Source organism: Salmonella sp. NW645 (assembly GCF_051703725.1).
GTDB classification, from domain to species: domain Bacteria; phylum Pseudomonadota; class Gammaproteobacteria; order Enterobacterales; family Enterobacteriaceae; genus Salmonella; species Salmonella enterica.
Map to the genome: position 1 here is coordinate 420,230 of NZ_JAMMKR010000001.1, position 12,740 is coordinate 432,969.

The 12,740-nt window shown below is 51.6% G+C and carries 12 protein-coding genes; 5 read left to right on the plus strand and 7 right to left on the minus strand.

Translation table 11 applies throughout. From position 1 onward, the window contains the following. The first annotated feature begins 64 nt into the window (after positions 1-64). The gene (locus NA389_RS02145; protein WP_001056719.1) at positions 65-934 is read left to right on the plus strand and encodes a MurR/RpiR family transcriptional regulator; all 870 of its coding nucleotides are present in this window, start codon (positions 65-67) and stop codon (positions 932-934) included. Positions 935-1,057: 123 nt separating this feature from the next. Then, positions 1,058-2,500 carry a pyruvate kinase gene (pyk, locus tag NA389_RS02150; RefSeq protein WP_000091156.1) on the plus strand — a complete coding sequence of 481 codons (1,443 nt, stop codon included), beginning with the start codon at positions 1,058-1,060 and terminating at the stop codon, positions 2,498-2,500. A 72-nt stretch (positions 2,501-2,572) separates the two neighbouring features. Here the strand turns inward: pyk and lpxM are convergent, their stop codons facing one another. The 3 genes from lpxM to znuA form a co-directional block, all read right to left on the minus strand. Continuing rightward, the gene (lpxM, locus tag NA389_RS02155) at positions 2,573-3,544 is read right to left on the minus strand and encodes a lauroyl-Kdo(2)-lipid IV(A) myristoyltransferase (protein WP_000448397.1); all 972 of its coding nucleotides are present in this window, start codon (positions 3,542-3,544) and stop codon (positions 2,573-2,575) included. Positions 3,545-3,660: 116 nt separating this feature from the next. Beyond that, positions 3,661-4,980, minus strand: coding sequence for a murein DD-endopeptidase MepM (gene mepM / locus NA389_RS02160; RefSeq protein WP_001184030.1), 1,320 nt, complete (start codon positions 4,978-4,980; stop codon positions 3,661-3,663). A gap of 15 nt (positions 4,981-4,995) precedes the next feature. Next, a complete protein-coding gene (znuA, locus tag NA389_RS02165; RefSeq protein ID WP_000939597.1) occupies positions 4,996-5,940 on the minus strand; it encodes a zinc ABC transporter substrate-binding protein ZnuA in 945 nt (314 codons plus the stop codon). A 78-nt stretch (positions 5,941-6,018) separates the two neighbouring features. On the opposite strand from znuA, the gene znuC reads away from it, so the two are divergent. Together znuC and znuB are read left to right on the plus strand one after the other, a co-directional pair. Then, positions 6,019-6,774, plus strand: a complete 756-nt coding sequence (gene znuC / locus NA389_RS02170; RefSeq protein WP_000203023.1) for a zinc ABC transporter ATP-binding protein ZnuC — start codon at positions 6,019-6,021, stop codon at positions 6,772-6,774. Further along, positions 6,771-7,556, plus strand: a complete 786-nt coding sequence (gene znuB, locus NA389_RS02175) for a zinc ABC transporter permease subunit ZnuB (RefSeq protein ID WP_000571516.1) — start codon at positions 6,771-6,773, stop codon at positions 7,554-7,556. The genes znuC and znuB overlap by 4 nt, the downstream gene beginning before the upstream one ends. A gap of 78 nt (positions 7,557-7,634) precedes the next feature. Here znuB and ruvB read toward each other — a convergent pair whose 3' ends face one another. From ruvB to NA389_RS02190, 3 genes are all read right to left on the minus strand, one after another. Continuing rightward, a complete protein-coding gene (gene ruvB / locus NA389_RS02180) occupies positions 7,635-8,645 on the minus strand; it encodes a Holliday junction branch migration DNA helicase RuvB (RefSeq protein WP_000568508.1) in 1,011 nt (336 codons plus the stop codon). Positions 8,646-8,653: 8 nt separating this feature from the next. Continuing rightward, positions 8,654-9,265 carry a Holliday junction branch migration protein RuvA gene (gene ruvA, locus NA389_RS02185; RefSeq protein WP_000580335.1) on the minus strand — a complete coding sequence of 204 codons (612 nt, stop codon included), beginning with the start codon at positions 9,263-9,265 and terminating at the stop codon, positions 8,654-8,656. 359 nt (positions 9,266-9,624) lie between these two features. Continuing rightward, positions 9,625-10,317, minus strand: a complete 693-nt coding sequence (locus NA389_RS02190) for a hypothetical protein (protein WP_000227317.1) — start codon at positions 10,315-10,317, stop codon at positions 9,625-9,627. Positions 10,318-10,527: 210 nt separating this feature from the next. On the opposite strand from NA389_RS02190, the gene NA389_RS02195 reads away from it, so the two are divergent. Further along, positions 10,528-11,124: a YebB family permuted papain-like enzyme gene (locus NA389_RS02195; RefSeq protein WP_000716738.1), complete on the plus strand. Its 597-nt coding sequence runs from the start codon at positions 10,528-10,530 to the stop codon at positions 11,122-11,124. A gap of 99 nt (positions 11,125-11,223) precedes the next feature. Here the strand turns inward: NA389_RS02195 and NA389_RS02200 are convergent, their stop codons facing one another. After that, the gene (locus NA389_RS02200; protein WP_000974701.1) at positions 11,224-12,720 is read right to left on the minus strand and encodes a PstS family phosphate ABC transporter substrate-binding protein; all 1,497 of its coding nucleotides are present in this window, start codon (positions 12,718-12,720) and stop codon (positions 11,224-11,226) included. Positions 12,721-12,740: the final 20 nt, after the last annotated feature.

Consider the following 12,740-nt stretch of genomic DNA (forward strand, 5'->3'; position numbering starts at 1 on the left):
CTAACAAAACGCGCTCGGTTTCGCGCATCATTGAAATCGCTAATACCCATGAGCCTTGCTAATCATGAATATGCTGGAAAAAGTCCAGTCTCAACTGGAACATTTAAGCAAATCTGAACGAAAAGTCGCCGATGTTATTCTGGCCGCCCCAGGCAGATCGATTCACTTAAGCATTGCCATGCTGGCCCAGGAAGCTAACGTTAGCGAGCCAACGGTGAACCGTTTCTGTCGCAGCATGAATACCCGCGGCTTTCCTGATTTTAAACTGCATCTGGCGCAAAGTCTGGCAAATGGCACCCCCTATGTTAATCGCAATGTGGATGAAGATGACAGCGTTGAGGCCTATACAGGAAAAATCTTCGAGTCCGCCATGGCCAGTCTCGACCATGTTCGTCAGTCGCTGGATAAATCGGCCGTCAACCGCGCCGTCGATTTACTGACCCAGGCAAAAAAAATCGCCTTTTTTGGTCTTGGTTCCTCCGCCGCGGTCGCGCATGACGCCATGAATAAGTTTTTTCGCTTCAATGTGCCGGTGATTTACTCCGACGATATCGTGCTGCAACGGATGAGCTGTATGAATTGTAACGATGATGACGTCGTGGTGCTCATTTCGCATACTGGCAGAACCAAGAGCCTGGTGGAACTGGCGCAGTTGGCGCGGGAAAACGATGCGATGGTGATCGCCCTGACCTCCGCTGGAACGCCGCTGGCGCGCGAAGCCACGCTGGCCATTACCCTCGACGTACCGGAAGATACAGACATTTATATGCCCATGGTCTCTCGACTTGCTCAGCTGACCGTGATAGATGTGCTGGCAACGGGATTTACTTTGCGTCGCGGGGCAAAATTCAGAGATAACTTGAAGCGTGTCAAGGAAGCGCTCAAGGAATCGCGTTTTGATAAAGAATTACTCATCAGGAGTGATGACCGCTAAAAGCAATAACAATGTTCTACCCTTTTCGTCATCCGGGGACGTTCATTTTATACCGTTAAGGTTTCAGAACGACCGGATCAATGTTCACGCAACACCAAGTTGTTTTAGTCAACGGAGTATTACATGTCCAGAAGGCTTCGCAGAACCAAAATCGTTACCACGTTAGGCCCGGCAACTGACCGCGATAACAACCTTGAGAAGGTTATCGCCGCGGGCGCAAACGTAGTACGTATGAACTTCTCTCACGGCTCGCCGGAAGATCATAAAATGCGTGCTGATAAAGTCCGTGAGATTGCCGCCAAACTGGGGCGTCATGTGGCTATTTTAGGCGACCTGCAAGGGCCAAAAATTCGCGTTTCCACTTTTAAAGAAGGCAAAGTGTTCCTCAATATCGGGGACAAATTTCTGTTAGACGCTAACCTGGGTAAAGGTGAAGGCGACAAAGAAAAAGTCGGCATTGATTACAAAGGGTTGCCGGCAGATGTCGTTCCTGGCGATATCCTGCTGCTTGACGATGGTCGAGTGCAGTTGAAAGTGCTTGAAGTCCAGGGCATGAAAGTCTTTACCGAGGTCACCGTCGGCGGTCCGCTGTCTAACAATAAAGGCATTAACAAGCTCGGCGGCGGGCTTTCTGCTGAAGCGCTGACCGAAAAAGACAAAGCCGATATTCAAACCGCTGCGCTGATAGGCGTTGACTATCTGGCTGTCTCCTTCCCGCGCTGCGGCGAAGATCTGAACTATGCACGCCGCCTGGCGCGCGACGCCGGCTGCGACGCGAAAATTGTGGCTAAGGTCGAACGCGCCGAAGCGGTATGCGATCAAAACGCCATGGACGATATCATTCTGGCCTCTGACGTTGTGATGGTCGCACGTGGCGACCTGGGCGTTGAAATCGGCGATCCGGAGCTGGTTGGTATCCAGAAGGCGCTGATTCGCCGTGCGCGTCAGCTAAACCGCGCAGTCATCACCGCAACGCAGATGATGGAGTCGATGATCACCAACCCGATGCCGACCCGTGCGGAAGTGATGGACGTGGCGAACGCCGTCCTGGATGGCACGGATGCGGTTATGCTGTCTGCCGAAACCGCAGCCGGTCAGTATCCTTCTGAAACCGTTGCCGCAATGGCGCGCGTCTGCCTGGGCGCAGAAAAAATCCCCAGCATCAATGTGTCTAAACACCGTCTCGACGTGCAGTTTGACAACGTTGAAGAAGCCATTGCCATGTCTGCGATGTATGCGGCAAACCATCTGAAAGGCGTTACCGCGATCATCACCATGACGGAATCCGGTCGTACCGCGCTAATGACTTCCCGTATCAGCTCCGGCCTGCCGATTTTCGCCATGTCGCGCCATGAACGCACGCTGAACCTGACCGCGCTCTACCGCGGAGTAACGCCGGTGCATTTTGATAGCGCGGCTGATGGCGTTGTCGCGGCGCATGAAGCTGTTAATCTGCTGCGCGATAAAGGGTATCTGGTTTCCGGTGACCTGGTTATCGTGACTCAGGGCGATGTCATGAGCACCGTCGGCTCAACCAATACCACGCGTATTTTGACCGTTGAGTAAAACTCCCCCACACCTGTTCATCAGGTAGTACAGGGTTTGTCAGCATAAAGCCTCTCTTACGAGAGGCTTTATTTATTTGATGGGATAAAGATCTTTACGCTTATACGGCTGAATCTCGCCTGGCTTGCGGGTTTTGAGCAGCTTCAGGATCCAGGTGTACTGTTCCGGATGCGGGCCGACAAAAATTTCGACCTCTTCGTTCATCCGTCTGGCGATAGTGTGGTCGTCAGCCGTGAGCAGATCGTCCATCGGCGGGCGAATCTGGATAGTCAGGCGATGCGTTTTACCATTATACACCGGGAAAAGCGGTATCACGCGTGCGCGGCACACTTTCATCAGCCGACCAATCGCAGGCAGCGTCGCTTTGTATGTCGCAAAGAAATCAACGAATTCACTATGCTCCGGGCCGTGATCCTGGTCCGGCAGGTAGTAGCCCCAGTAGCCCTGACGAACAGACTGAATAAAGGGTTTAATCCCGTCATTACGCGCATGCAAACGTCCGCCGAAACGCCGACGCACGGTGTTCCAGATATAATCAAAAACCGGATTACCCTGATTATGAAACATCGCCGCCATTTTTTGCCCCTGAGAGGCCATCAGCATGGCCGGAATGTCGACGCCCCAGCCATGCGGAACGAGAAAAATGACTTTTTCGTCGTTACGACGCATCTCCTCAATGATTTCCAGACCTTCCCAGTCAACACGCTGTTGAATTTTTTCCGGACCGCGCATCGCCAACTCAGCCATCATCGCCATTGCCTGTGGCGCGGTGGCGAACATCTCATCGACAATCGCTTCGCGCTCAGCTTCGCTACGCTGCGGAAAGCACAATGACAGATTAATTAGCGCCCGGCGACGAGAACTCTTCCCCAGCCGTCCGGCAAAACGCCCCAGCGTCGCCAGCAAAGGGTCGCGGAATGATGCCGGCGTTAATGCGATCCCCGCCATTGCCGCCGCGCCCAACCAGGCGCCCCAATACTGCGGATAGCGAAAGGATTTTTCGAACTCAGGGATATACTCACTATTATTTTTTTTGGTTTCCATGCTTTTCCAGGGTCTGCTGACGCGAAAAGGAATTGTGAATAGTGTAGCGACGTCTGCGTCTCACACAAAACAAAAAAGCCGGCACACATCGCGTACCGGCTCTGTCAGCGCATTTGTTAATCGAAGCGCAGTTGTGGCAGAACCTCTTTCACCTGTGCCAGGTATTCACGACGATCTGACCCCGTCAGACCTTCCGTGCGCGGCAATTTTGCTGTCAGAGGGTTAACGGCTTGCTGGTTTATCCATACCTCATAATGCAGATGCGGCCCTGTGGAACGCCCGGTGTTACCAGAAAGCGCAATACGATCGCCACGTTTCACTTTTTGCCCCGGTTTCACCAGCAGCTTACGCAAGTGCATGTAACGTGTGGTGTAGGTGCGTCCATGACGAATCGCAATGTAGTAACCGGCAGCGCCGCTACGTTTAGCGACCACGACCTCGCCATCCCCCACCGACAGCACCGGCGTACCCTGCGGCATCGCAAAGTCAACGCCACGATGCGGCGCAACGCGTCCGGTAACCGGGTTCAGACGGCGCGGATTGAAGTTGGAGGAGATGCGGAACTGTTTGGCGGTCGGGAAGCGTAAAAAGCCTTTCGCCAGGCCAACCCCGTTACGGTCATAGAATTTACCGTCAGCGGCGCGAATGGCGTAGTAATCTTTACCATCGGAACGCATCCGCACGCCCAACAACTGACTCTGTTCACGCTTGCCATCCAGCATCTCGCGCGACATCAGAACCGAAAATTCATCGCCCTTTTTCAGCTTGCGAAAATCCATCTGCCACTGCATGGCTTTTATCACTGCGCTGATTTCGCTGCTGGTTAAACCGGCCTCTTTCGCGCTGGCGACAAAGCTACCCCCTACCGTGCCTTTCAGCAGACTGTTGACCCAGTCCCCCTGCTGCATTTCACTGCTCATTTTAAAACCGTTGGCAGTGCGATCGTAGGTACGCGTTTCACGGCGGGAGACTTCCCATGTCAGACGCTGTAAATCGCCATCGGCGGTCAGTGTCCAGGAAAGCTGTTGGCCAATTTTCAGATTGCGCAGCTCCTTATCAGAAGCGGCAAGTCGGCTAATATCGCTCATATCGATGCCGTACTGATTCAGAATGCTGCTTAACGTATCGCCTGTGGAGACGACGTATTCATGGACGCCGACTTCGCCTGCGGTTTTATCGTCCAGCTCATCCTGAGGAATAGCTTCATCTTCCTGCGCGGCCTGATCAATGGGTTCGCTGGCCTCCGGTAAGAGGGAACGAGTCTCGCTTTTCTCCAGTTCAATAGTTTTAACGATTGGCGCGGATTCTGGGTGGTAAACATAGGGCCGCCATACGGCGACGGCCAGTGTCAGAACGGTAAGTGACCCCAGCATAACGCGGTGGGGTCGGGGCAGATTATTAAATGCCAGGGCGACAGAGCGGGCTATCTGTTGCACGTATTCACTTCCTCGTTAATCTCCTTTCAGGCAGCTCGCATACTGGTTGGCTAATTGGCTTAAAAACGCTGAATAGCTTGTTTTACCCAGTTTAATGTTCGTCCCGAGGGGGTCCAGTGTTCCCATTCGAACGGATGTCCCTCTCGCCACGGCTTCCACGACCGCTGGCCTGAATTGTGGCTCAGCAAAAACGCAGGTTGCTTTTTGCTCAACCAACTGTGTTCTTATTTCATGTAAACGCTGCGCGCCAGGTTGTATCTCAGGGTTCACGGTAAAGTGACCGAGCGGGGTGAGTCCGTAGTGTTTTTCGTAGTAACCGTAGGCGTCATGAAAAACGAAATACCCTTTCCCCTTGAGCGGCGCGAGCTCGTTACCGACCTGTTTATCGGTTGCGGCTAATTGTGCCTCAAAATCCTTCAGGTTGGCGTCGAGTTTGGCTCGACTTTGCGGCATAAGTTCCACTAATTTTTCATGGATTGCAACCGCTGTAGCCCGCGCTATCTCTGGGGAGAGCCAAAGATGCATGTTATATTCGCCGTGATGGTGATGTACGTCACCTTTTTCCTCATCGGCGCCCGTATGCGCATGTTCATCCTCATCATCATCCGCGCCCTTCATGAGTAACGGTTTTACATCGGCAAGTTGCGCAATGGTAACCTGCTTATTATCAGGGATATTCCTGACCGACTTCTCCATAAAGGCTTCCATTTCCGGGCCAACCCAGACGACTAAGTCCGCGCCCTGTAAGCGTTTTACGTCTGATGGACGCAATGAATAATCATGCTCGGATGCCCCATCCGGAAGTAATACTTGCGTATCCGTAACGCCATCAGCAATGGCGGAAGCGATGAACCCAAGCGGTTTAAGCGAAGCAACAACGGCAGCGTCGGCAGCCTGGGTTGCACTCCCCCAAAGCGCGGCGGATAATGCTGCGAAAAGAAGCGTATTTTTCTGTAACATAATGCGACTAATCATCGTAATGAATGTGTGAAATGTGATATTATAACATTCTATCACTTCTGCAAGCCTAAAATTAACATGACAAGTTTAGTTTCACTGGAAAACGTCTCGGTCTCATTTGGTCAACGCCGCGTCCTCTCTGACGTGTCGCTTGAATTGAGCCCCGGAAAAATTTTAACGCTTCTCGGCCCTAACGGTGCGGGGAAGTCAACGCTTGTACGCGTGGTTTTAGGACTGGTAGCCCCTGATGAAGGGGTGATCAAGCGCAACGGGCAACTCCGTATCGGCTATGTCCCGCAAAAGCTCTATCTCGATACCACGCTTCCGCTGACGGTAAACCGATTTTTACGTTTACGTCCCGGCACGCAAAAAACGGATATTCTCCCGGCGCTTAAACGCGTTCAGGCCGGACATTTGATTGACGCGCCCATGCAAAAACTCTCCGGTGGTGAGACGCAGCGGGTACTGCTGGCGCGTGCTCTGCTTAACAGGCCGCAGTTGCTGGTACTTGATGAGCCGACGCAAGGCGTGGATGTCAACGGCCAGGTCGCGTTATACGACCTTATCGATCAGCTGCGTCGCGAACTCGATTGCGCCGTGCTGATGGTGTCACATGATCTACATCTGGTCATGGCAAAGACGGATGAAGTGTTATGCCTGAACCATCATATTTGCTGTTCCGGCGCGCCGGAAGTGGTGTCTATGCATCCGGAGTTTATCTCTATGTTTGGCCCGCGAGGCGCGGAGCAATTAGGGATTTATCGCCATCATCATAATCATCGCCACGATTTACAGGGTCGTATTGTACTGCGCCGGGGAAATGGTCACTCATGATTGAATTATTACTGCCCGGCTGGCTGGCCGGGATGATGCTGGCCTGCGCCGCTGGTCCTTTGGGCTCATTTGTGGTCTGGCGTCGGATGTCCTATTTTGGCGATACGCTGGCTCACGCGTCGCTTCTGGGCGTGGCGTTTGGCCTGTTGCTGGACGTTAATCCCTTTTATGCGGTAATCGCCGTTACGCTGCTGCTGGCCGCCGGTCTGGTATGGCTGGAGAAACGCCCTCACCTCGCGATTGATACCTTACTGGGCATTATGGCGCACAGCGCCTTATCTTTAGGACTGGTCGTGGTCAGCCTGATGTCCAACGTCCGCGTTGATTTAATGGCTTATCTGTTTGGCGATTTGCTGGCCGTCACGCCGGAAGATCTTATCTCGATCACTATTGGGGTCGTTATTGTACTGGCCATTCTCTTCTGGCAGTGGCGCAACTTGCTGTCAATGACTATCAGTCCGGATCTTGCCTTTGTCGATGGCGTGAAGTTACAGCGCGTGAAGCTGCTATTGATGCTGGTAACGGCGTTAACCATTGGCGTGGCGATGAAGTTTGTCGGAGCGCTGATCATTACGTCGCTACTGATTATCCCCGCTGCAACCGCGCGTCGCTTTGCCCGTACGCCGGAGCAGATGGCGGGCGTCGCCGTTGGTGTAGGTATGATAGCGGTTACAGGTGGACTGACCTTCTCAGCCTTTTATGATACCCCGGCAGGGCCATCCGTAGTGCTGTGTGCCGCGCTGCTGTTTATCTTCAGTATGATGAAAAAGCAGGCAAACTAAGCGTGTGTTGCCCGGTGGCGCTGCGCTTACCGGGCCTACAAAATCGCCCAGGTCTGATGAGCGCAGCGACTTCAGGCGCTAAGGCATCTCTGGCGGCGTGATCCCGAAATGATTCCAGGCGCGCACCGTTGCCATACGCCCACGCGGCGTGCGCTGCAAAAAGCCTTGCTGAATCAGATACGGCTCCAGCACATCCTCAATGGTTTCACGCTCTTCGCCAATCGCCGCCGCCAGGTTATCCAGGCCGACCGGTCCACCGAAGAATTTATCAATAACCGCCAGCAGCAGCTTGCGATCCATATAGTCAAACCCTTCCGCATCGACGTTCAGCATATCCAGCGCCTGCGCGGCAATTTCCGCTGAAATAGCCCCGTCATGCTTCACCTCGGCGAAATCACGCACACGTCTGAGCAGACGGTTGGCTATACGCGGCGTACCGCGCGCCCGACGCGCCACTTCCAGCGCGCCGTCATCGCTCATCTCAAGCCCCATGTGCCTTGCGCTGCGCCCGACGATGTGCTGCAGATCGGGCACCTGGTAGAACTCCAGGCGCTGCACAATACCAAAACGGTCGCGTAGTGGGGACGTTAACGACCCGGCGCGCGTCGTCGCGCCAATGAGCGTAAACGGCGGCAGATCGATTTTAATTGAACGTGCAGCGGGCCCTTCGCCAATCATAATATCCAACTGGTAATCTTCCATCGCCGGATAGAGTACCTCTTCCACCACCGGTGAAAGCCGGTGAATCTCATCAATAAACAGCACATCATGCGGTTCAAGATTGGTGAGCATAGCCGCCAGATCGCCTGCTTTTTCCAGCACCGGGCCGGACGTGGTGCGGAGATTGACGCCCATTTCATTGGCAACGATATTCGCCAGAGTCGTTTTACCTAACCCTGGCGGGCCGAAAATCAGCAAGTGATCTAATGCGTCGCCACGCCGTTTTGCCGCCTGAATAAAAATCTCCATCTGGGAGCGCACCTGCGGTTGGCCGACATATTCCGCCAATAACTTCGGGCGAATGGCGCGATCGGCGACGTCTTCTGCGATCGTGGCGCCTGCTGAAATCAGGCGATCTGCTTCTATCATCCTTTACCTCATAAAGCGGCGCGTAACGCGTCGCGAATCAGTGTTTCACTGCTTGCATCCGGACGGGCGATCTTGCTTACCATCCGACTGGCTTCTTGCGGTTTATAACCCAGCGCCACCAGCGCAGCAACTGCTTCTTGCTCAGCATCTTCCGAGGTGGGGCTGGCCGGCGACGTCAATACCAAGTCGACCGCTGGCGTAAAGAGATCGCCATGTAGCCCTTTAAAGCGGTCTTTCATTTCGACAATCAGCCTTTCGGCGGTTTTCTTGCCGATACCCGGCAGCTTCACCAGTGCGCCAAGCTCTTCGCGCTCAACCGCATTCACAAACTGCTGCGCCGACATGCCGGAGAGAATCGCCAGCGCCAGCTTAGGCCCGACGCCATTCGTTTTAATTAGCTCTTTAAACAGCGTGCGCTCTTGCTTATTGTTGAATCCGTACAACAACTGCGCATCTTCACGCACCACAAAGTGGGTGAAGACGATTGCCTCCTGCCCGGCCTCCGGCAGCTCGTAAAAGCAGGTCATAGGCATATGTACTTCATAGCCTACGCCCCCTGTCTCCAGCAGCACGATCGGGGGTTGTTTTTCGAGAATAATGCCTCTGAGTCTGCCTATCACATGACGCTCCTGCGTAAAGGGCTGAAAAGATAATGCACTATCATAAAAAAAGACTGGATGTTTATCCAGATGAAAAACACGTATCCCGATATTTCTCTACTCCGACATCCCGCGATGGTTAACGACGGGTACGCTCCCCGCTGCGTACAAAATAAGTCGTACACTCATTGACAACTTTTTGCGTCCTACGCGAATAACTTTTGCCAACATGCCGTGGCGCACGTTCGGTAGTCTTCAATAATGAGTATCCTGATAACACTAATAATGTATCCAGTACGAATGCCAACAGCGGAACATCGGGGGCACCAAAAAAACAGACCCGATAATAGATTTAATAATATTAACCACTAGAGCTGAATTTAATCGCATGTTGTTTTATCGTCGCGCGCAACAGATTTTAATTCACCATGACACAATAAATATTGTACAAACTCATTTTTCATGCCATCGAAATTCACGGCTGGTATCCCTTCTGAATAACTATAATAAATATTCACATACTCTTCGCTACTAAAAAGTGCCTGTCGTTTTGCTGCTAACCCACGACCTTTTGCTGCAATATACTGGAAGCAGTGGCCGCTGGCGCCACAGCTCCGCCCATCATCAACAATATATATATCGGCAGCGTTAAACAACTGTTCCAGCCAGCACTGGCGAATCGTTCCGGCCGCACAAACCAAAAATAATGATGCGCTAATCATCCACCCGGATTTTTTTACCGATGTCATAGCCAGGAAAGCCATAAAGCACGCTGCCTGCAGGTACAAAACCAATTCTTTATTGCCGGCAACCAAATGCCACTGGTTAAATACTAAGGTAATGAAAACTGAACTCAATGTTGCCAACAGTCTGGTTCTGAACCGCCTGGCAGGGAGAAGTAAAAATAATAATGAAATCGTCCCTGGCTTTAATAAAAAAACAACGGTATTAGCCTCCGCCATATCAATACTCAAACAATAACAAAAACTAATAAACAGATGAAGGATAATAGCAACAAAAATATAAGGAAAATAAAACACCCAGCCTATTCTCATTGGTTTATCATCAACCACGTCATACTCCCTGTCAATATAAGAGATCAGATGATGAGAAATTTACCACCTTAATTCCTCCCCCAGATATATTTACGACATTAATTCCAATAAATGAAATATTCACCATACATATTTCGATGACACTAAGGCTTGTCATTTATCTGGTATAATGCTAACTACCCTGTAGAATAAATAAAAGGAATTTATTTCAAATAATGGAATGCAGAGATGAAAAAACATTATCCTGTCCAATATGAAACCGGGGATATCGTCTTTACCTGTATAGGTGCCGCGCTTTTCGGCCAGATATCCACCGCTTCACAGTGCTGGAGCAACCATGTTGGGATTATTATTGGTCATAATGGTGATGACTATCTGGTGGCGGAAAGTCGCGTCCCCCTCTCAACCGTCACCACGCTGTCACTGTTTATACAACGTTCAGCCGGACAACGTTACGCGGTTCGTCGCCTGTGCGGCGGCCTGACGGTCGAACAGAAACTCGCCATCATGGAACAGGTTCCCGCCCGGCTGAATAAGTTTTATCACACTGGGTTTAAATATGAGTCATCACGCCAGTTCTGCTCGAAATTTGTGTTTGATATCTATAAAGAAGCATTGTGTATTCCGGTAGGCGATATTGAGACATTCGAAGAATTACTTCACAGCAATCCTGATGCGAAACTCGCCTTCTGGAAGTTCTGGTTTTTAGGTTCAATCCCGTGGGATCGTAAGACGGTGACGCCCGCCAGCCTGTGGCAACATCCCAACCTGGATGTAATCTATCAGAGTCACTCTCAGGGGCATCTTCCCGGAGAAGCGGCATAACGCCCTGATATTTCCACTCGCGAGTATATCCTGACAGGCCGATACGAGGCCTGTCAAATGACTGACAGATATATTGTCTCTCCCGCCTCCCAACGTGCATTAGCGCGCCAGAGGAACGTATCCAACGTCAGCAATCAACCTTTGCCCTTGCTCGCTCAAAAACCAATCGATAAATTTTTGCGATTGCCGCGAGGGTTTTCCAGCGGAAACCATATATACATCAATAGTGTAAGGATATTTTCCATTGCGAATATTTTCGATGGTTGGCTCGATGCCATTCACCGCCAGCAAGCGCAAATCAGGGCTATGGTGAAGCTGCGTAGCATAATAGCGGAAGGTATACCCCAGAGCATTGGCGCTGTTCTGGTAATTTGCCACATTACGCAGCAATCCGATCATATCGTGAACGGATTCGGTTTCCAGCGGCTTGCGAAGTTTATCCTCGCCCATCACCGCAGCCAGCATAATCGTCTGGCTACCCGATCCCTTTGGCCGCTGATAGGGGTAAATACGCGCATCGTTGCCGCCGACTTCCAGCCAGTTGTTCACACGCCCGGAATAGATATCGCGAATCTGTTTTTCACTCAGTTGAGTCAGCGGATTATCCTTATGCGTGACAAAAACAAAAGCCTCGCGGGCAATGGGATAGAAGTGTAAATCAACGCCCTGCGCCCTCGCGCTGGCTTTTTGCTCGGCGGAAGGCTCAGCGACAAAAATGATATCCGCTTCACCATGAATTAACTTCTCCCAGGCACCAGGTGTCCGATCGCAGCGAACATATTTCCACACGCTGTCTACATCCAGGTTGTGATACAGCGCCTGCGCTGCCGAGGCGTACACCGGATAAACTGCCGTTGCGCCATTCAGTCGCGGCCAGTCGTTTTCCAGCGATAGCCCAGGTGATGCGCTCAGCGCCGTCAGTTTATTATCGGGGGTAAACGGGTCATATGTGCCAGGCTCAAAAGATTCCGTTATTTCCCTGGCCGGATCGTTAACCACTCGTCGCTCGCGACGATCATAAGTTTGCCAGGCCAATAATCCGCTAATGGCAATTGTCATTGCGGCAATGAGCAGAACAATACTTCGCCATCCGGTGACGTTTTCCAACTTATTATTCTGCCGGACGGTGATAAAACGCATGATGGTATACGACAGGAAGCCGACAAATGGAATCACTGGGGCAATGATCACCCTTGACGATGATATCTCATAAAATTCCGTCATTAAAGCCGATTTGATCAAGGCAGAATAGAGTCCGAACCACTGTATCCCGTGATAAAACACGCTACTTTCGAAGTCGCCGTCAGCGACGATAATCATTATCAGCCAAACGGTAAGAGAATAGAAAATCAGTAATAAGGCAGGTAAAAAACCAGGAATAAAACGCTCGCGTTCATCGATAAAGCGACCGCGAATACCGCCAGTCGCACAACCCACAAGAATGGTGGCCATCAGCGTGGCGATAAGCCCATAGATATCGCCAGCAATATTAAAAATAATGTTAAAGATACTGAATATTATTGCTAATATCGGCAACACCACGACCAGCAGCACGATTTCTGCTAGCCAAAATTTTATCGACTTTATTATCGCCATAGTACGGGCCTCCCTGACCC